The following is a 20,252-nucleotide window of genomic DNA, read 5'->3' as shown; positions in this document are numbered from 1 at the left end:
TCCGGGAGGCGTTGCAATCCCTGTTTATGTGAATCCTAGGAGATCACTCATGCAAATCACGTTTGCCAAGATTCTGCCGATCGCGGCCGCAGTGGCGCTCGTTGCAGCTTGCGGCAAGAAGGAAGAGAAGCCGGCTGACGCCGCTTCCTCGGCGCCGGCGGCAGCCGCCCCCGCAGCAGGCGGTGGCGAGGTCGTCGTCAAGATCGGCCACGTGGCACCGCTCACCGGCGGCATTGCGCACCTTGGCAAGGACAACGAAAACGGCGCCCGCCTGGCCGTGGAAGACGTCAACAAGGCCGGCCTCGAGCTCGGTGGCAAGAAGATCAAGCTGGAGCTGGTCGGCGAAGACGACGCCGCCGATCCGAAGACCGGTACCTCCGTGGCGCAGAAGCTGGTCGATGCCAAGGTGGTGGCGGTGGTCGGCCACCTGAACTCGGGCACCTCGATCCCGGCCTCGAAGATCTACAGCGATGCCGGCATCGTCCAGATCTCGCCGTCCGCAACCAACCCCGACTACACCAAGCAGGGCTTCAAGACCACCTACCGCGTGGTGGCTACCGATGCCCAGCAGGGTCCGGCGCTGGCCAACTACGCCACCAAGAGCCTGCACGCCAAGAGCGTGGCCATCGTCGACGACGCCACCGCCTACGGCAAGGGCCTGGCCGACGAGTTCGAGAAGACCGCCAAGGCCGCCGGCGTGAACGTGGTGGCGCGTGAAGCCACCAACGACAAGGCGACTGACTTCAAGGCCATTCTGACCAAGATCAAGGGCAAGAAGCCTGACGTCATCATGTACGGCGGCATGGACGCCACCGGCGGCCCGTTCGCCAAGCAGGCCAAGGAACTTGGCATTGGCGCCAAGATCGTCGGCGGCGACGGCGTCTGTACGGACAAGGTGGCCGAGCTGGCCGGCGACGCGGTCTCCAACATCATCTGCTCGGAGGCAGGCCTGGCGCTGTCGAAGATGGAGCAGGGCGCCGACTTCGAGAAGAAATATAAAGCTCGCTTCAATGCGCCAGTGCAGATTTATGCACCGTTCACCTATGACGCGGTGATGGTCATCGTCGACGCCATGAAGCGCGCCAACTCGGCTGAGCCGGCCGCCATCCTGGCCGAGATGCCCAAGACCAACTACAAGGGCATGATCGGCAACATCGCCTTCGACGAGAAGGGCGACATGAAGGAAGGCACCATCACGCTGTACGAGTACAAGGACAAGAAGAAGTCCGTGCTTGACGTCGTGAAGATGTAATCCGGGCTTACCGGCCCATGTGTATGGACGGCACCGTGAGTACCTTGCGGTGCCGTTATTTTTAGCCTAGCCATATGTAATAGCGCCCTTACCCTGGGCGGAACGCGGCAGGCCGCTTACCAGCAATCACCTCACCACCACACCACTCATACACACTAACGCCCACCCTGGCATCCACACCATGCCGAGCGGTCGGGGCAGAAGCAGGAGTTTTCATGGATATCTTTATCCAACAGGTCGTGAACGGCCTGGTGATTGGCAGCATCTATGCGCTGATCGCACTGGGCTACACCATGGTCTATGGCATTCTCGGCATCATCAACTTCGCCCATGGCGACGTACTGATGATCGGCGCGCTGACCGCCCTGTCAGCCATCCTTGGTCTACAGAAAATTGCCCCGGGGCTGCCCGAATGGCTGACGCTGGTTATCGCCACGCTGGTCGCCATGCCGGTCTGCGCCATGCTTTCGTTCACGATCGAGCGGGCCGCCTACCGACCGCTGCGCAATGCGCCGCGGCTGGCCCCGCTGATTACCGCGATCGGCGTTTCCATCATCCTGCAGACGGTGGGGATGATGATCTGGTCGCGCAATCCGCTGACCTTCCCGCAACTGCTGCCTTCCGCACCGATCGATATCGGCGCGACCGGTGCCACCATCACCGGCAAGGAGATCGTGATCATCGCCATGGCAGTGCTGGTGATGGGAGGCCTGCTGCTGCTGGTCAACCGCACCAAACTCGGCCGCGCCATGCGCGCCACCGCCGAGAACCAGAAGGTGGCCGGCCTGATGGGCGTCAACCCGAATTTTGTGATCTCCGCCACCTTCATGATCGGCGGCACGATGGCCGCGCTGGCTGGCGTGATGATGGCCACCAACTACGGCAACGCCCACTTCTACATGGGCTTCATCCCGGGACTGAAGGCGTTTACCGCTGCAGTGCTGGGCGGCATCGGCAATCTGGCCGGCGCCATGATCGGCGGCATGCTGCTTGGCCTGATCGAAGCACTGGGCGCCGGCTACATCGGCGACCTCACCGGCGGCATCTTTGGCTCCAACTACCAGGATGTGTTCGCCTTCATCGTGCTGATCACGGTTCTGGTGTTCCGTCCGTCCGGCCTGATGGGCGAACGTGTTGCCGAGCGCGCCTGAGGAGAGAGAATCCATGAATACCCCGATTCCATCCACGGCGGCGGTTGCAGCACCGTCCAGAATACCGGCCAAGACCCTGGCCGCGCTGCTTTCCTTCCTGGTGGTCGCCATGTGCGCGCCGTTCATCGTGCAGACGCTGGGCGGCAATTACTGGGTGCGCGTGCTCGACTTTGCAATGCTGTACATCATGCTGGCGCTTGGCCTGAACATCGTGGTGGGCTTTGCCGGCCTGCTCGACCTGGGCTATATCGCGTTCTACGCGGTGGGCGCCTATCTGATGGCCTTGCTGGGCTCGCCCCATCTGGCCAACCAGTTCGAGGCGATCCACGCCCTGTTCCCGCACGGGCTGCACGTGAGCATGTGGTTTGTGGTGCCAATCGCTTTGCTGGTGGCAGCCACGTTCGGCGTGCTGCTTGGAGCACCGACGCTCAAGTTGCGCGGCGACTACCTGGCCATCGTGACGCTGGGCTTCGGCGAGATCATCCGTATCTTCATGAACAACCTGGACCGACCGGTGAACATCACCAACGGCCCGAAGGGCGTCACCGCGATCGACCCGGTTCATATCTTCGGCTTCGACTTTTCCAAGACGCACGAGATCTTTGGGCTCAAGTTCACGCCGGTGTTCATGTACTACTACCTGCTGGTCGCGCTGGTGATCGTCATCGTGTTCGTCTGCCTGCGCCTGCAGAACTCGCGTATCGGCCGCGCCTTCGTGGCGATTCGCGAAGATGAGATCGCCGCCAAGGCGATGGGCATCAACACCCGCAACATCAAGCTGCTGGCCTTCGCCATGGGCGCCTCCTTCGGTGGCTGCTCTGGTGCCGTGTTCGGCGCTTTCCAGGGTTTCGTCTCGCCCGAGTCGTTCACGCTGTGGGAGTCCATCTACGTACTGGCGATCGTGGTGCTGGGCGGCATTGGCCATATCCCGGGCGTGATCCTGGGCGGCATCCTGCTGGTCGGCTTCCAGGAACTGCTGCGCGTGGTGGCCGAGCCGGTCCAGCATGGCATCTTCGGTCATGTAGTGGTCGACGCCGAAGTGCTGCGGCAGTTGCTGTTCGGCCTGGCCATGGTGGGGGTGATGCTGTACCGCCCGGCCGGCTTGTGGCCGTCGCCGCGCAAGGAAGACCGGCCGGTGGTGCGCCGTCCCGGCAGCGTGGGCCGTTTCTGAGCAGGAGGACGAATAATGAGCAATGAGAACTTCCTCCTGTCGGTACAGGGGGTCAACAAGCGTTTCGGCGGGCTGCAGGCCTTGTCGGAAGTGGGCCTGCAAATCAAGCCGGGCGAGATCTACGGCCTGATCGGGCCGAATGGCGCCGGCAAGACCACCTTCTTTAATGTGATCACGGGCCTGTACACACCGGACTCTGGCGAGTTCGTGCTGGACAGCAAGCCATACCAGCCCACCGCGGTGCATGAAGTGGCCAAGGCCGGCATCGCCCGCACCTTCCAGAACATCCGCCTGTTTGGCGACATGACCGCGCTGGAGAACGTGATGGTGGGGCGCCACGTGCGCACCAAGGCCAATCTGCTGGGCGCGGTGTTTCGCCCGCCCTCGGTGCGGCGCGAAGAAGAGGCCATCGAGGACATGGCGCACGACCTGCTCGACTATGTCGGCATCGGCAAGTACGCCAACTTCACTTCGCGCAATCTCTCCTATGGCCACCAGCGCCGGCTCGAGATTGCCCGCGCGCTGGCTACCGAGCCCAAGCTGCTGGCGCTGGACGAGCCCGCGGCCGGCATGAACGCCACCGAGAAGGTCGAGCTGCGCGGTCTGCTCGACAAGATCCGCTCCGACGGCAAGACCATCCTGCTGATCGAGCACGACGTGAAGCTGGTGATGGGCCTTTGCAATCGCATGACCGTGCTCGACTACGGCAAGGTCATCGCGCAGGGCCTGCCGCATGATGTCCAGAACAACCCGGCGGTGATCGAGGCCTACCTCGGCACTACGGCCCACTGACGGGGGAGCTGCAGATGAAAGACACAGTATTGAAGATCTCGGGCCTGAAGGTCGCTTATGGCGGCATCCAGGCGGTCAAGGGCATCGACCTCGAAATCAAGGACGGCGAGCTGGTCACGCTGATCGGCGCCAACGGCGCAGGCAAGACCACCACCATGAAGGCCATCACCGGCCTGCAGGGCTGGGGCGGCGGCGATGTCGAGTACTTGGGCAAGTCCATCAAGGGCGTACCCAGCTATGCGCTGTTAAAGCATGGCATGGCAATGGTGCCGGAAGGGCGGGGCGTGTTTGCCCGCATGACCATCACCGAGAACCTGCAGATGGGCGCCTACACGCGCAACGACGAGGCCGGCATCAAGGCTGACATCGACCGCATGTTCGGCATCTTCCCGCGCCTGAAGGAGCGTGCCAACCAGCTGGCCGGCACCATGTCCGGCGGCGAGCAGCAGATGCTGGCGATGGCGCGCGCGCTGATGAGCCAACCTAGGCTGCTGCTGCTGGACGAGCCGTCGATGGGCCTCTCGCCGATCATGGTCGAGAAGATCTTCGAAGTGGTGCGCGACATCTCGGCGCAAGGCGTGACCGTGCTGCTGGTCGAGCAGAACGCCCGCCTGGCGCTGCAGGCCGCGCACCGCGGCTACGTGATGGAGTCCGGCCTCATCACCATGAGCGGCGAAGCGAAGCAGATGCTGGACGACCCGAAGGTCCGGGCCGCCTACCTCGGCGAGTAAGCCGCGCCGTTGCCGGCTCCCGCCCCGCCGGAAGAGGGGTGAGGGAGAGGGCAGGCGCATGCAGGCGCAAGGTGATGCCACTTTGCCGCGGGGTACCGCGGATGCCTGCCTCGGCCAGACGCTCGCGGTTTCTGCTGCGCTGGCCCTCTCCCTCACTCCTCCCCGGCGGGTGCGATGCCTGTACTGCCGGAACAAAAAAAGCCTCGCATTGCGCGAGGCTTTTTTCATTGCGACTTGCGATCAGGCCAGCTTCTTCAGCAGCGTGCGCAGCATGCCGATCATCTGGTCGATTTCTTCACGCGTCACGTTCAGTGCCGGCATGAAGCGCAGCAGGTTGGCGCGCGGCGCGTTCAGCAGCAGGCCTTGCGGCGCCATGTCGCGGGCTTCTTCCACCAGTTGCGGGCCGATGTCCTTGCCCAGCATCAGCGCGCGCAGCAGGCCTTCGCCGCGTTCGCCGGCCAGGCCGAACTCGGCCGACAGCGCCAGCAGCTGTTCCCTCAGGTATTCGCCCTTGGCCTTGACGTCGTCGAGGAAGCCCGGCGCGGTCAGCTGCTCGATCACGGCACTGCCCACTGCGGTCATCAGCGGGTTGCCGTTGTAGGTGCCGCCCTGGTCGCCGGCCTCGAAGCTGGCGACCTCGGCCTTGCACAGCAGCGCCGACAGCGGCACGCCGCCGCCGATGCCCTTGCCCAGCGTCATGATGTCCGGCTCCACGCCCGCCAGCTCGTAGGCGAACAGGGTGCCGCAGCGCCCGCACCCGGTCTGCACTTCATCGACGATCAACAGCAGCTTGTGCTTGTCGGCCAGTGCGCGCAGGCCCTGCATGAACTCGCGCGTGGCGGGGAGCACGCCGCCTTCGCCCTGCACCGGCTCGAGCATGATCGCCACCGTCTTGTCGGTGATCAGCTTCTCCACCGACGCCAGGTCGTTGAGGTCGGCCTTGAAGAAGCCCGGCACCTGCGGCGCGAAGATGGTGTCCCAGCCGGCCTTGCCCGACGCGCTCATGGTGGCGAGCGTGCGGCCATGGAAGCTGTGATCCATGGTGATGATCTCGAAGGCGCCGTTCTTGTGCTTGCGGCCCCATTTGCGCGCCAGCTTGATCGCGCCTTCGTTGGCCTCGGCGCCGCTGTTGGCGAAGAAAACCTTGTCGAACACGCTGTTGTCGGTCAGCTGCCTGGCGAGCTTGAGCATCGGCTCGTTGTAGAAGGCCGGGCTCGGGTTGATCAGCTTGTGCGACTGGGCCACCAGTGCGTCGATCATGCCCTGGTTGGAATGGCCCAGGCAATTCACCGCCCAGCCCTGCACGAAGTCCAGGTATCGCTTGCCGTTGTGATCCGTCAGCCAGGAACCCTTGCCCTCGGTGAAGACGAGCTCGGGCCGGTTGGTGATGTACATCAGGGATTGGACGGGAAACTCAGCAAATGCCATGGCGGACTCCAGGGGTCGGCTTTAAACGATGGACGGGAGGGCGGGAAAGACGAAACAAACCGGGGAAACAAACGGGCAAACCAAAACAAAAAGCCACGGGGGTTGCCCGTGGCTCGTTGACCTGAACAGACGCAGTCGACGGTCAGCCGCGTGGCACCCCATTGGGGAGCGACGTATGGAAGCTGCGGCGTCGGTTGAAGGTCGTGCTCATGCGGCCAAATATAAGGCGCATGCGCCCGGGTGTCAAAACGAATTTTGGCAGACCCGGGCATTGTTGCGCTGAGGGAACGGGCAGCGGGCAGGGCGGCTGGCCGTTCAGGCCGCCGGGGCCGAGCCGGTCGGGTGCATATCGGCCTCGGAGGTGAACGAGTCGGCGAAGAACGCGTCCTCGTGCAGCTTGCACTGGCGGGTGAAGTCGGTGCGCGCGGCGTTGATCATTACCGGCGCGCCGCAGGCGTAGACCTCATGGCCCGACAGGTCCGGGTGGTCGGCGATCACGGCCTGGTGGACAAAGCCGGCGCGGCCCTGCCAGTTGTCTTCCGGCAGCGCGTCGGACACCACCGGCACGTACTTGAAGTTGGGCAGGTCGCGCGCCCACTGCTCGCACAGCGCGTGCATGTACAGGTCCTTGGGCCGGCGGCCGCCCCAGTACAGCGTCATCGGGCGCTCGATGCCGGTGTAGGCCATATGCTCGACGATCGCCTTGATCGGCGCGAAGCCGGTGCCGGAGGCCAGCAGGATGATCGGTGCGTTCGATTCCTCGCGCAGGAAGAAGCTGCCGAGCGGGCCTTCGAAGCGCAGGATGTCGCGCTCCTTCATCGCCGGCTGGCCTTCCCTGGCACCGAACACGTAGTCGGTGAAGGCGCCGCCGGGCATATGGCGGATATGCAGTTCGATCGGGCCGTCTTCATGCGGCGGCGTGGCGATCGAGTAGCTGCGGCGCTTGCCGTCGCGCAGCAGGAATTCCACATACTGGCCGGCCAGGTACTGCATGCGCTCGGTCGCCGGCAGCTGCAGGCGGATCGAGATTACGTCGTCCGCCAGGCGCTCCAGCGTGGTCACGCGGCACGGCACCTTCTTGATCGGGATGTCGCCGGCGCCGTGGACTTCGCGGCATTCGATGGTGATGTCCGAGGCCGCGTTGGCGCAGCAGAACAGGGCGCGGCCCTCGGTCCTTTCCTGCGCGGTCAGCGCGGACGGGGCGTGGTCGCCCTGGACGATGGTGCCTTCGAGCACGCGGCCCTTGCACGAGCCGCAGGCGCCGTTCTTGCAGCCGTAGGGCAGCCCGATGCTGTGGCGCAGGGCCGCGCCGAGGATGGTTTCGTCCGCGGCCACTTCGAACTTGTGGCCACTGGGCATGACGGTTACTTGATAAGCCATAATCGGTCTATGAGCCAAATTCAGTCGATGCTGCAGCCCTCGCGCCTCCCAGTTCTCCCTGTACCTAGCCGCCGGCTGGGCCGTCCGCGCCTGTTGATCGTTGGCTGCGGGGATGTGGGGACGCGCTGCCTGCGAATCCTGTCGTCGCGCATGCGCGTGTTTGCCGTGACCTCGCAGCCGGCGCGACGCGCCGAACTGCGCGCCGCCGGCGCGGTGCCGCTGGTGGCGGACCTGGACCGGCCCGCTACGCTCGCGCGGCTGCGCGGGCTGGCCACGCAGGTGCTGGACCTGGCGCCGCCGCCCGGGCAGGGCGAGGGCGATCCGCGCACGCGTGCACTGCTCGCCGCCTTGCGCCGCGCGGCCTGGCGCCGGGCCAGGAAACCTGCGGGCACGCTTGCCGGCGAGCCCGCCATTCTACCCGACCGGGCCCCGCCTCGCGTTGCGTTTGTGTACGCCAGCACCTCCGGCGTCTATGGCGATCGCCAGGGTGCGCGGGTGTCGGAATTCCACGCCGTACGGCCCCAGACCGCCCGCGCGCGGCGCCGCGTGGCCGCCGAAGCGGCAGTTCGCGCCTTTGGCCGCGACGCCGGCTGGCGCGCCAGCATCGTACGCATCCCTGGCATTTATGCCGAGGACCGCCTGCCGGTGGCGCGGCTTAGGCGCGGCACGCCGGCGCTGGTACCGCAGGACGACGTCTACACCAGCCATATCCACGCCGACGACTTGGCGCGCACCATGGTCGCCGCGCTGTTCCGCGGCCGCCCGCAGCGCGTGGTCCACGCGAGCGACGATACCGAGCTGCGCATGGCCGACTACTTCGACCTCGTTGCCGACCGCCGTGGCCTGCCGCGCCCGCCCCGCATCACGCGCGGACAGGCGCGCGAAGTGATCGAGCCGACGCTGCTCAGCTTTATGAGCGAGTCGCGCCGGCTCGACAACCGCCGCCTGAAACGCGAGCTGCGCCTGCGGCTGCGCTACCCGACCGTCGCTTCCTTCTTCGACGCCTGACTGCGCTCAAGGCTGCGCCCCCGCTGGCAGGTCTTCCTGCTGGCACGGGGCTTGCTGTCCACTTGCGTCACCCTGCCCCTGTCTATACAGCAATACGTGGATCGCCCCGGCCTGGTGCCGGTGGCGGTCCATCTGAACCGGCGTGGTGCTCCCGTAATTGACGAAGCCCCGGAGATAAGCGCCTTTCAAGGCGGTTTTGCATCCGCTGACTCGGTGGAAGTACTACGTTGACTTGTATATACAGGCATTGTTTAATGCCCGAAAGCGAGCGCGGCCGCATGCATGGCCTGCCGTCGACGGACACACCAAAGGAGCGTACAGATGAGGATTCAGAGCCGCATTCACAGCAGGACCCGCGGTCGGATGGCAGTTGGGGCCGCGATGCTGTTCGCGGTGGTGGCCGCGGGCGGCACCGCGCATGCCCAGACCACCAAGGTCACGCTCGGCATGAGCGGCTGGACCGGCTTCGCGCCGCTGACGCTGGCCGACAAGGCCGGTATCTTCAAGAAGAACGGCGTGGAAGTCGACATCAAGATGATCCCGCAGAAGGATCGCCACCTGGCGCTGGCCTCGGGCGCGATCCAGTGCGCGGCCACCACGGTCGAGACCCACGTGGCCTGGAACGCCAACGGCGTGCCCATCACCCAGATTGTGCAGCTCGACAAGTCCTACGGCGCCGACGGCCTGGCCGTACGCACCGACGTCAAGAGCTTTGCCGACCTGAAGGGCAAGACCATCGGCGTCGATGCACCGGGTACCGCGCCGTATTTCGGCCTGGCCTGGATGCTGAAGAAAAACGGCATGACGCTCAAGGACGTCAAGACCACCACGCTGTCGCCGCAGGCGGCCGCGCAGGCCTTCGTGGCCGGCCAGAACGACGGCGCCATGACCTATGAGCCGTACCTGTCGACGGTGCGCCAGAACCCGGACAAGGGCAAGATCCTGGCGACCACGCTCGACTACCCGATGGTGACCGATACGCTGGGCTGCGCGCCGAAGTGGCTTAAAGAGAATCCCAAGGCCGCGCAGGCGCTGGTCGACAGCTACTTCGAGGCGCTGGAGATGATCCGCAAGGAGCCGGAGAAGGCCAACGAGATCATGGGCGCCGCGGTCAAGCAGACCGGCGAGCAGTTCGCCAAGTCGGCGGCCTACCTGCGCTGGCAGGATCGTGAGGCCAACAAGAAGTTCTTCTCCGGCGAGCTCGCCAGCTTCAGCAAGGAAGCGGCGGCGGTGCTGCTCGACATCGGCGTGATCCGCCAGGTGCCGGACGTGACGACGCTGTACGACGCGCGTTTCCTCAAGTAACCCGCAGTTTCCAGGAGGCGTGACGTCATGACGCAAGCCCGAATTGGTTCATCCGCCCCGGCGGCCGCGGTGGCCGCCGGCGGCTCCGCCGAGGCGCCCGCGCGCCGGCGCCATCCGTGGCTGGCCCCGCTGGTCCCGGTGGCGCCGAACGCGCGCTGGATGCTCGGCCTGTCTTTCTTTGTGCTGTTCTTCGGCATCTGGGCCGCGGTCACGTTGGGCGGCTTTGTGCCGCGCACGTTCCTGGCCGATCCGATGACGATGGCCAAGGAGGGCTTTATCCTTTTCACGGAGCACAACTTCATCGGCGACATCGGCATGACCGTCTGGCGCGTGGTCGGCGGCTTCGTGCTGGCCGCGGTGCTGGCCGTGCCGCTGGGCATCTTCATGGGCTCGTACAAGGCGGCCGAGGCGTTCTTCGAGCCCTTTGTGTCGTTCTGCCGCTACCTGCCGGCGTCGGCCTTTATCCCGCTGCTGATCCTGTGGGCCGGCATCGGCGAAACCCAGAAGCTGCTGGTGATCTTTATCGGCTCGTTCTTCCAGATCGTGCTGATGGTGGCGGTGGCCGTCGGTGGCGCGCGCAAGGACCTGGTCGAGGCGGCCTATACGCTGGGCGCCAACAGCGCCGGCATCGTGCGGCGCGTGCTGATCCCGGGCGCGGCGCCCGAGATCGCCGAGATCCTGCGGCTGGTGCTGGGCTGGGCCTGGACCTACGTGATCGTGGCCGAACTGATCGGCTCGTCGTCCGGCATCGGCCACATGATCACCGACAGCCAGGCGCTGCTCAATACCGGGCAGATCATCTTCGGCATCATCGTGATCGGCTGCATCGGGCTGGTCTCCGACCTTGTCTTCAAGCGCGCCAACCAGCGCCTGTTCCCGTGGAGTTCGATCCAATGAGCGCACTGTCCATCCAGCAGGTCTCGCGCACCTTCGCCAACCCGCGCGGCGGCCAGACCCTGGCACTGCAGCCGGTCGACTTCGAGGTCCGCGACAACGACTTCGTCACCATCCTCGGGCCTTCGGGCTGCGGCAAGTCCACGCTGCTGCGCATCGTGGCGGGGCTCGACACGCCCACCAGCGGCCGCGTGCTGCTGGACGGCCAGCCGGTGTCCGCACCCGGTGCCGACCGCGGCATGGTGTTCCAGTCGTACACGCTGTTCCCGTGGCTGACGATCGAGCAGAACGTGCGCTTCGGCCTGCGCGAGCGCGGCATGAGCGCGGCGGAGCAGAAGGAGCGCAGCGACTTCTTCATGCAGCGCGTCGGCCTGCGCGGCTTCGAGCACCACTACCCGAAGCAGCTCTCTGGCGGCATGCAGCAGCGCACCGCGATCGCGCGGGCGCTGGCCAACGATCCCAAGATCCTTTTGCTCGACGAGCCCTTCGGCGCGCTCGACAACCAGACCCGCGTGCTGATGCAGGAGTTGCTGCTCGGCATCTGGGAAGCCTCGCGCAAGACGGTATTATTCGTGACCCACGATATCGACGAGGCCATCTTCATGGCCAACCGGGTGGCGGTGTTTTCCGCCAGGCCGGGTCGGATCAAGAGCGAGATCGCGGTCGATTTCCCGCATCCGCGCCATTACACGATCAAGACCTCTCCCGAGTTTTCCGCGCTCAAGGCGCGCCTGACGGAGGAGATCCGCGCCGAGGCCATGGCCGCGGCCGAGTACTGAAACAACATGAACCACGCAGTCGGCCCCACTTCCGCTCCTTCGTCTCCCACCGCGCTCTACCAGCAGGTCAAGGAGTACATCGCCCGCCAGATCCAGAGCGGCGCGTGGCAGCCGGGCGACCGGGTGCCGTCGGAGCAGGAGCTGGTGAACCGCTTCGGCGTCTCGCGCATGACCGTCAACCGGGCGCTGCGCGAGCTGTCGGAGCAGGGCCGGGTGGTGCGCGTGGCCGGCGTGGGCACCTTTGTCGCCGAGCACAAGCCGCAGTCCACGCTGCTGAGCGTGGTCAACCTGCAGGACGAGATCCGCATGCGCGGGCATGACTATGCCTGCGACGTGATCCTGGTGGAGCGCGTGTCGGCCTCGATCGAGGTGGCCGCCGCGCTGGAGCTGCGCACCGGCGAATCGGTGTATCACTCCGTCTGCGTGCATCGCGAGGACGGCGTGCCGGTGCAGCTGGAAGACCGCTACGTCAACCCGCGCGTGGCCCCGGACTTTATCGGCCAGGACTTCAGCCAGACCCAGCCCGGCGAATACCTGTTGCGCCATGTGCCCTACGATCAGGTAGAGCATGTAGTCGATGCCATTGCCGCCACGCCTGAGCAGGCCGCGCAGCTGGAAATGCCGCCCACGCAACCTTGCCTGATGCTGACGCGCCGCACCTGGACCAACGGCGTGCCGGTGACCTTTGTGCGCTGCCTGCATCCGGGCAACCGCTACCGCCTCGGCAGCCGCTTCCGCGCCGACGGCAATCCCGCTTTCGGCTGATTCCGCAAGAATCAGCCCAACGCTTCAATTTTTACCTAAGCTGTATAGACAGGAACATACAAATGAGCGCCAGCCAACAAGACCAAGCTACCCGCCCCGTGCTGACCCTGCAGCCGGGCCATGTGACCCTGGCCGACCTGCGCCGCACCTATCGCGGCGAGGTGCGCCTGGCGATGGCCGAGTCGGCCTGGGCCGGCGTGCGCGCCGCGCAGGCCACGGTGCAGGACATCATCGACGCCGACGCCGTGGTCTACGGCATCAACACCGGCTTCGGCAAGCTGGCGCAGAGCCGCATCCCGCACGACAAGCTGGCGCAGCTGCAGCGCAACCTGGTGCTGTCGCACAGCGTGGGCACGGGCCCGGATCTGGCCGAAGACACCGTGCGCTTGATCCTGGCGACCAAGGCGGTCAGCCTGGCGCGCGGCCACTCGGGCGTGCGGCCGGAACTGATCGAGGCGCTGCTGGCGTTGGTGAACCACGGCGTGACGCCGTGCATCCCGGCCAAGGGCTCGGTGGGCGCCTCCGGCGACCTGGCGCCGCTGGCGCATATGTCGTGCACGCTGATCGGCGTGGGTGACGTGCTGGTCGACGGCAAGCGCGTGCCGGCCGCAGAAGGCCTGGCTCATGCCGGCCTGAAAGCATTTGAACTTGGCCCGAAGGAAGGCCTGGCATTGCTCAACGGCACCCAGGTGTCGACCGCGCTGGCGCTGGCCGGCCTGTTCGGCGCCGAAGACGCCTTCGCCGCCGGGCTGGTGGCGGGTGCGCTGTCGCTGGAGGCGATCAAGGGCTCGGTCAAGCCGTTCGATGCGCGCATCCATGAAGCCCGCGGCCAGGCCGGCCAGATCGCCGTGGCCGGCGCCGTGCGCGCAATGCTCGACGGCAGCGAGATCGTCGATTCGCACAAGGCCTGCGGCCGCGTGCAGGACCCGTACTCGATCCGCTGCCAGCCGCAGGTGATGGGTGCGTGCCTGGACAACCTGCAGCACGCCGCGCGCATTCTGCAGATCGAGGCCAATGCCGCGTCGGATAACCCGCTGGTGTTCCCTGAGCAGGGCGATGTGGTTTCCGGCGGCAATTTCCACGCCGAGCCGGTGGCCTTTGCCGCCGACATCATCGCGCTGGCGATCGCCGAGATCGGCGCGATTTCCGAGCGCCGGCTGGCGCTGCTGCTCGATACCGGGCTGTCGGGCCTGCCGCCGTTCCTGGTGCGCGAGGGCGGGCTGAACTCGGGCTTCATGATCGCGCAGGTGACCGCTGCCGCGCTGGCTTCCGAGAACAAGTCGCTGGCGCATCCGTCCAGCGTCGACAGCCTGCCGACTTCGGCGAACCAGGAAGACCATGTGTCGATGGCCACTTACGGTGCACGCCGGCTGGGCGAGATGGCGGCCAATACGGCGGTGGTGGTTGGCATTGAAGCGATGGCGGCCGCACAGGGAATCGAGTTCCATCGTCCGCTGAAGTCGTCGCCGCTGGTGGAGCAGGAACTGGCGCGCATTCGTGCGCGGGTGGATTTTGTCGAAGGCGACCGTTATCTGGCGCCGGATATTGAAGCGATGAAGCAGTGGGTGGTGCAGGGCGATGCCGGCGCGGGCTGGCCCGCTGCGGTGAGGGCAATTTTGCCGACTAACGCAAATTGATGCGCCGGCCCTCTCCCCCGGCCCCTCTCCCGCCTGCGGGAGAGGGGCGGGGGAGAGGGCGGGCGTGTCCGAATGGGACTGCATCCAAAGCCCCACCACACCGAATTGATCGCGCCACAAGCGCCATCGAAGGAGAACAACACATGAACGCCAACGAAACCCAATTCATCCAGCGCGGCCAGCGCGAGATCCGCGCCCCACGCGGCAGCCAGCTGCACTGCAAGAACTGGCTGATCGAAGCCGCCTACCGCATGATCCAGAACAACCTCGATCCCGACGTGGCCGAGCGCCCGCAGGACCTGGTGGTGTACGGCGGCATCGGCAAGGCTGCGCGCAACTGGGAATGCTTCGACGCGATCCTGGACAGCCTGCGCCGCCTGGGCGAGGACGAGTCGCTGCTGGTGCAGTCGGGCAAGCCGGTCGGCGTGTTCCGCACGCATGCCGACGCACCGCGCGTGCTGATCGCCAACTCCAACCTGGTGCCACACTGGGCCAACTGGGACAAGTTCAACGAACTCGACCGTGCCGGCCTGATGATGTACGGGCAAATGACCGCCGGCTCGTGGATCTACATTGGCACGCAGGGCATCGTTCAGGGCACCTATGAGACCTTCGTCGAGGCCGGCCGCCAGCACTACAACGGCGATCTGTCGGGCAAGTGGATCCTGACCGCAGGCCTGGGCGGCATGGGCGGCGCTCAGCCGCTGGCGGGTGTGCTCGCCGGCGCCTGCGTGCTGGCGATCGAGTGCCAGGAGTCGCGCATCGACTTCCGCCTGCGCACGCGCTACGTCGACAAGAAGGCCACCACGCTCGATGAAGCCCTGGCGATGATCGCCGAGGCCACGCAGAAGAAGGAAGCGATCTCGGTCGGCCTGCTCGGCAACGCCGCGGAGATCGTGCCGGAGCTGGTCAAGCGCGCGCAGGCCGGCGGCATGCGCCCGGATATCGTCACCGACCAGACGTCGGCGCACGACCTGGTCAACGGCTACCTGCCGGAAGGCTGGACCGTCGAGCAGTGGGAGCACGCGCGCAAGCAGGATCCCAAGTCGGTGGAAGCCGCAGCGCGCCCGTCGATCGTCAAGCACGTGCAGGCCATGCTCGACTTCCAGAAGATGGGCGTGCCGACGGTCGACTACGGCAACAATATCCGCCAGGTCGCGTTCGACGAAGGTGTGAAGAACGCCTTCGATTTCCCGGGCTTCGTGCCGGCCTATATCCGCCCGCTGTTCTGCCGCGGCAAGGGCCCGTTCCGCTGGGTGGCGCTGTCGGGCGACCCGGAGGATATCTACAAGACCGACGCCAAGATGAAGGAGCTGTTCCCCGAGGACAAGCACCTGCACCGCTGGCTCGACATGGCGTATGACCGCATCGCCTTCCAGGGCCTGCCGGCGCGCATCTGCTGGGTGGGGCTGGACGAGCGCCACCGCGCCGGGCTGGCCTTCAACGAGATGGTGAAGTCCGGTGAGCTGAAGGCGCCGGTGGTGATCGGCCGCGACCACCTGGACTGCGGCTCGGTGGCTTCGCCCAACCGCGAGACCGAAGCGATGCGCGACGGCTCGGATGCGGTTTCGGACTGGCCGCTGCTCAACGCACTGCTCAACACTGCTGGTGGTGCGACGTGGGTTAGCCTGCACCACGGTGGTGGCGTGGGCATGGGCTTCTCGCAGCACGCGGGCGTTGTGATCGTGTGCGACGGCACCGACGCCGCTGCCAAGCGCATCGAACGCGTGCTGTGGAACGACCCGGCCACCGGCGTGATGCGCCATGCGGACGCGGGCTATGACCTTGCCATCGAATGCGCGCACGAGAAGGGCCTCAACCTGCCGATGGTGAAGGGCGTATGAGCGCGACCCTGCCACAGCGCTTTGCGCTGGATGAGCTCGCCCCAACGCGTTGGAAGAACGGCGGCGGCAACACGCGCGAGATCGCGGTGTGGCCGGCCGGCGCCGGCATGGATGACTTCGTGTGGCGGCTGAGCGTGGCCGATATCGAAGCGGATGGGCCGTTCTCGCCCTTCCCCGGAATCGACCGCCAGATCGTGTTGCTCGAAGGCGCCGGCGTGACGCTTGCCGCCGATGACGGCAGCTTCAGCCATCGGCTCGTGCAGCCGGGCGAGCCGTTTGCTTTCTCCGGCGACACCGGCCTGCAGGCAGCGCTGCTCGATGGCGCGACGCGCGACTTCAATGTGATGACGCGTCGCGGCCGCTGCCGCGCGCGTGTCGATGCTTTCCGCCAGCGGTTTGCGGTCAGCACTGGCGACCATACGGTCTGCCTGTTTGCCGTCAGCGGCGCCTGGCAGGCGCAGGACGCCAGTGTGTCGCTGCAGGCGGGCGAAGGGGCGCTGTTTGTCGCCGCCGGGACCCCGTCGCAGCAATCGCTTGAAGCTGTGGGTGATGGCGCGCTGTGTCTTTGCGTCACCCTTGAAACGGAGCCGGGCCAATGACGCTGAACTCTGTATCGTCTGCCCCCAGCGCAGACGGCGTCTGGCACAACTGCCACCTGCTGCCGGATGCCGATCCCGCGCAGGCGATCCGCGATGCCGCGCTGGTTGTCGAGCAGGGGCGTATTGCGTGGCTGGGCGTTGCCGCCGAGATGCCGGATGCATACCGCGGCTTGCCGCGTCATGACGCCAACGGGGCCTGGATTACGCCTGGCCTGGTCGACTGCCATACCCACCTGGTCTACGGCGGCCAGCGCGCCGATGAATTCGCGATGCGCCTTGCCGGCGCCGGCTACGAAGAAATCGCGCGCGCAGGCGGCGGCATCGTTTCCACCGTGCGCGCCACCCGCGCCGCCGACGAAGACACGCTGTTCGCACAGGCCGCCGCGCGCCTGCAGCCGCTTCTGGACGAGGGCGTGACCGCGCTCGAGATCAAGTCGGGCTACGGCCTGAGCGTCGAAGCCGAGCGCAAGCAGTTGCGCGTGGCGCGGCGGCTGGGCGAGCAGTTCGGTGTCTCTGTCCACACCACGTTCCTCGGCGCGCATGCATTGCCGCCCGAGTATGCGGGCCGTGCCGACGACTACATCGACCTGGTCTGCAACACCATGCTGCCGGCACTGGCAGAAGAGGGGTTGGTCGACGCGGTGGATGCCTTCTGCGAGTCGATCGGCTTCTCGATCGCCCAGACCGAACGCGTCTTCGATGCCGCCGCACGCCACGGGCTGCGCGTCAAGCTGCATGCCGAGCAACTGAGCAACCTCGGCGGTGCCGCACTGGCCGCGCGCCATCGCGCCTTGTCCGCCGATCATCTCGAGCATCTCGATGAAGCCGGCGTTGCGGCGATGGCTGAAGCCGGCACGGTCGCGGTGCTGCTGCCCGGCGCCTACTACTTCCTGCGCGACACCAACCTGCCGCCGATCGCGCTGCTGCGCCAGTATGGCGTGCCGATGGCGATCTCGACCGACCACAACCCGGGCACGTCGCCGGTGACGTCGCTGCTGCTGATGATGAATATGGCTTGCACGCTGTTCCGGCTGACCGTGCCCGAAGCGCTCGCCGGCGTGACCGCGCACGCGGCACGCGCGCTGGGCGCCGCCGACCGGCACGGCAAGCTCGAAGCAGGGCGCGTTGCCGACTTCGCGTTGTGGAGCATCGATTCGCCCGCCGAACTGGCCTACTGGTTCGGCCGCAACCCGGTGGCCACGGTGGTGCGGCAGGGCCGCGTCTATCACGCACACGGAGGCGCATCGGCATGAGCGCTACGCAACTCCTCGCACCCCATGCGCTGCTGCCGTCCGGCTGGGCGCGCGATGTGCTGCTCGCATGGGATGACCAGGGCCGCTTCACCACCGTGCAGCCCGACGCCTCGCCTGCGGCCGAGGTGCCGCGCGCCGTCGGCCCGGTGCTGCCCGGCATGCCCAACCTGCATTCGCACGCCTTCCAGCGCGGCTTTGCCGGACTCACTGAATACCGCAGCCGTCCGCAGGGCGACGACCCGGCCGGCGCCGACTCGTTCTGGAGCTGGCGCACGCTGATGTACCGCTTTGCGCAACGTTTGTCGCCAGACACTCTGGAAGCGATCGCCACGCAGCTTTATATCGAGATGCTGCGCGCCGGCTACACCAGCGTGTGCGAGTTCCACTACGTGCATCACGATGCCGACGGCAAGCCCTATGCCGACGCCGCCGAGATGTCGCTGCGGCTGCTGCGCGCGGCGCAGCGCACCGGCATCGGCATGACGCTGCTGCCGGTGCTGTACCAGACCGCTGGCTTTGGGGGCAAGCCACCGCTGGTGGAGCAGCGCCGCTTCCTGCACGACACCGACGCGATGCTGCGCCTGCTGGAGCGCCTCGCGCCCGTATGCGCGCAGTCCGGCGCCCGAATCGGGCTGGCACCGCATTCGCTGCGCGCGGTACCGGAAGACAGCCTGGCGCATGCGCTGGCGGGCCTGAAGGCCATCGACCCGCAGGCCCCCCTCCATATCCACATCGCCGAGCAGCAGCGCGAAGTCGACGATTGCATCGCGTGGTCTGGCACGCGCCCGGTCACCTGGCTGTTCGACCATGTCGAGGTCGACGCGCGCTGGTGCCTGGTGCATGCGACCCATATGGACTGGGACGAACGCCGGCGCCTCGCGCACAGCGGCGCAGTGGCCGGCATCTGCCCGACCACCGAGGCCAACCTGGGCGACGGCGTGTTCGAGGCCGCGCCTTACCTCGCGCAGCACGGTGCATGGGGCATCGGCTCCGACAGTCACGCGAGCGTCAGCGTGGCCGAGGAACTGCGCCTGTTCGAGTACGGCCAGCGGCTGGGACTGCAGCGGCGCAACGTGCTGGCATCCGACACCCATGCGCAGGTGGCCGACCGCTTGTATCTGGAAGCCGTGGCCGGCGGCGCACGCGCCAGCGGCCGCGCCGTAAGCGGACTGGCAACGGGCCAGCAGGCGGATTTCGTCGTGCTGGACGGCGCGCATCCCGCGCTGGCCGGGCTCGACGGCGCGCAGGCGCTCGCCAACCATGTGTTCGCCAACCACGGTCATGAGACACTAGCGGATGTCCGCACCGCCGGCCGCAGCCGCGTGCAGCATGGCGCGCATCCGCTGCAGGCCGATACGGGCCGGCTCTTCATCGCGGCCCGCGCCAGCCTGATGGCCGACTGAAACCGGGCACATGCCCACTGCATTGCAAAGACCATGTCCTTCTCCACCGATACCCCCGCCTTCACCCTGCACCGTGGCACGCGCCCGCTGCTGGTATCGATGCCGCATGTCGGCACGCACCTGCCGGCTTCGGTTTCGCAACGGCTGACCGCCGACGCCCGCACCGTGCCCGATACCGACTGGCACCTGGAACGCCTCTACGACTTTGCGCGCGAGCTGGGCGCATCGGTGCTGGCCGCCACGCACTCGCGCTACGTGGTCGACCTGAACCGCCCGCCCGATAACGCCAACCTGTACCCCGGCCAGGACACCACCGGCCTGTGCCCGGTCGATACCTTCGACAAGACGCCGGTGTACGCCGACGGCAGCAACGGCCCCGACGATGCGGAGATCGCCGCGCGCCGCGATGCGATCTGGCGTCCGTACCACGAAGCGCTCGCTGCCGAAATGGCCCGACTAAAGGCGGAACACGGCACCATCGCGTTGTGGGACGCGCATTCGATCCGCTCGATATTGCCGCGCTTCTTCGAAGGCAGGCTGCCGGACTTCAACCTCGGCACGGCCAACGGCGACAGCTGCGATGCCACGCTGGCGAACCAGTTGCTGGAGCAGGCCAGCGCGGTGCCGGGCCATACCGCGGTGCTGAACGGCCGCTTCAAGGGCGGCTACATTACGCGCCAGTATGGAAAGCCGCAGGACGGTGTGCATGCGGTGCAGCTCGAACTGTCGCAGTGCGCGTATATGAGCGAAACCTATCCGTTCGCCTATGACGAAGCACGCGCAAGCGCGCTGCAGCCGACGCTGCGCGGCATGCTGGCGACGGTACTGGAGTTCGTCGAGTCCCGCTGAACCCCGTGCTC

General features: G+C 66.5%; 18 protein-coding genes. 16 read left to right on the top strand and 2 right to left on the bottom strand.

Annotated features, from left to right (window positions below):
* Nucleotides 1-49 precede the first annotated feature (49 nt).
* From K307_RS42700 to K307_RS42680, 5 genes are all read left to right on the top strand, one after another.
* Nucleotides 50-1,252, top strand: a complete 1,203-nt coding sequence (locus K307_RS42700; protein ID WP_042887065.1) for a branched-chain amino acid ABC transporter substrate-binding protein — start codon at nt 50-52, stop codon at nt 1,250-1,252.
* Nucleotides 1,253-1,467: 215 nt separating this feature from the next.
* A complete protein-coding gene (locus K307_RS42695) occupies nt 1,468-2,403 on the top strand; it encodes a branched-chain amino acid ABC transporter permease (RefSeq protein ID WP_042887064.1) in 936 nt (311 codons plus the stop codon).
* 13 nt (nt 2,404-2,416) lie between these two features.
* Complete coding sequence (locus tag K307_RS42690; protein WP_042887063.1) at nt 2,417-3,574, top strand: ABC transporter permease subunit; 1,158 nt, start codon at nt 2,417-2,419, stop codon at nt 3,572-3,574.
* A 15-nt stretch (nt 3,575-3,589) separates the two neighbouring features.
* The gene (locus K307_RS42685) at nt 3,590-4,366 is read left to right on the top strand and encodes an ABC transporter ATP-binding protein (protein ID WP_042887062.1); all 777 of its coding nucleotides are present in this window, start codon (nt 3,590-3,592) and stop codon (nt 4,364-4,366) included.
* Nucleotides 4,367-4,380: 14 nt separating this feature from the next.
* The gene (locus K307_RS42680) at nt 4,381-5,097 is read left to right on the top strand and encodes an ABC transporter ATP-binding protein (RefSeq protein WP_042887060.1); all 717 of its coding nucleotides are present in this window, start codon (nt 4,381-4,383) and stop codon (nt 5,095-5,097) included.
* A 240-nt stretch (nt 5,098-5,337) separates the two neighbouring features.
* Here the strand turns inward: K307_RS42680 and K307_RS42675 are convergent, their stop codons facing one another.
* Both K307_RS42675 and K307_RS42670 read right to left on the bottom strand, forming a co-directional pair.
* A complete protein-coding gene (locus K307_RS42675) occupies nt 5,338-6,525 on the bottom strand; it encodes an acetylornithine transaminase (RefSeq protein ID WP_042887059.1) in 1,188 nt (395 codons plus the stop codon).
* A 315-nt stretch (nt 6,526-6,840) separates the two neighbouring features.
* A complete protein-coding gene (locus K307_RS42670; RefSeq protein ID WP_042887058.1) occupies nt 6,841-7,905 on the bottom strand; it encodes a CDP-6-deoxy-delta-3,4-glucoseen reductase in 1,065 nt (354 codons plus the stop codon).
* Between the two features lie 9 nt (nt 7,906-7,914).
* Between K307_RS42670 and K307_RS42665 the strand changes: the two genes are divergently transcribed.
* The 11 genes from K307_RS42665 to hutG all read left to right on the top strand — a co-directional run bounded on the left by K307_RS42665 (nt 7,915) and on the right by hutG (nt 20,241).
* Nucleotides 7,915-8,913 (top strand): NAD-dependent epimerase/dehydratase family protein, encoded by a 999-nt coding sequence (locus K307_RS42665; RefSeq protein ID WP_042887057.1) that lies wholly within the window; start codon nt 7,915-7,917, stop codon nt 8,911-8,913.
* A 363-nt stretch (nt 8,914-9,276) separates the two neighbouring features.
* A complete protein-coding gene (locus tag K307_RS42655) occupies nt 9,277-10,218 on the top strand; it encodes an ABC transporter substrate-binding protein (RefSeq protein WP_042887055.1) in 942 nt (313 codons plus the stop codon).
* Between the two features lie 27 nt (nt 10,219-10,245).
* Nucleotides 10,246-11,115: an ABC transporter permease gene (locus tag K307_RS42650; RefSeq protein WP_042887054.1), complete on the top strand. Its 870-nt coding sequence runs from the start codon at nt 10,246-10,248 to the stop codon at nt 11,113-11,115.
* The gene (locus K307_RS42645; protein WP_042887053.1) at nt 11,112-11,891 is read left to right on the top strand and encodes an ABC transporter ATP-binding protein; all 780 of its coding nucleotides are present in this window, start codon (nt 11,112-11,114) and stop codon (nt 11,889-11,891) included. The genes K307_RS42650 and K307_RS42645 overlap by 4 nt, the downstream gene beginning before the upstream one ends.
* A gap of 6 nt (nt 11,892-11,897) precedes the next feature.
* Nucleotides 11,898-12,656 (top strand): histidine utilization repressor, encoded by a 759-nt coding sequence (gene hutC, locus K307_RS42640; RefSeq protein WP_022536445.1) that lies wholly within the window; start codon nt 11,898-11,900, stop codon nt 12,654-12,656.
* Between the two features lie 62 nt (nt 12,657-12,718).
* Nucleotides 12,719-14,293 (top strand): histidine ammonia-lyase, encoded by a 1,575-nt coding sequence (gene hutH, locus K307_RS42635; RefSeq protein WP_042887051.1) that lies wholly within the window; start codon nt 12,719-12,721, stop codon nt 14,291-14,293.
* Nucleotides 14,294-14,436: 143 nt separating this feature from the next.
* Nucleotides 14,437-16,137: a urocanate hydratase gene (gene hutU / locus K307_RS42630; protein WP_042887050.1), complete on the top strand. Its 1,701-nt coding sequence runs from the start codon at nt 14,437-14,439 to the stop codon at nt 16,135-16,137.
* Nucleotides 16,134-16,736, top strand: a complete 603-nt coding sequence (locus K307_RS42625) for a HutD family protein (RefSeq protein ID WP_042887049.1) — start codon at nt 16,134-16,136, stop codon at nt 16,734-16,736. Before hutU ends, K307_RS42625 begins: the two co-directional genes overlap by 4 nt.
* Nucleotides 16,733-17,989, top strand: coding sequence for an imidazolonepropionase (gene hutI / locus K307_RS42620; protein WP_042887048.1), 1,257 nt, complete (start codon nt 16,733-16,735; stop codon nt 17,987-17,989). The genes K307_RS42625 and hutI overlap by 4 nt, the downstream gene beginning before the upstream one ends.
* Complete coding sequence (locus K307_RS42615; RefSeq protein ID WP_042887047.1) at nt 17,986-19,392, top strand: formimidoylglutamate deiminase; 1,407 nt, start codon at nt 17,986-17,988, stop codon at nt 19,390-19,392. Before hutI ends, K307_RS42615 begins: the two co-directional genes overlap by 4 nt.
* A gap of 33 nt (nt 19,393-19,425) precedes the next feature.
* Nucleotides 19,426-20,241 (top strand): N-formylglutamate deformylase, encoded by an 816-nt coding sequence (hutG, locus tag K307_RS42610; RefSeq protein ID WP_042887046.1) that lies wholly within the window; start codon nt 19,426-19,428, stop codon nt 20,239-20,241.
* Nucleotides 20,242-20,252 lie beyond the last annotated feature (11 nt).

It is taken from the genome of Cupriavidus necator A5-1 (assembly GCF_000744095.1).
Lineage (GTDB): Bacteria > Pseudomonadota > Gammaproteobacteria > Burkholderiales > Burkholderiaceae > Cupriavidus > Cupriavidus necator_A.
The sequence above is the reverse complement of the archived record's forward strand: the minus strand, read 5'-3'. Positions and strand labels throughout refer to the sequence as shown.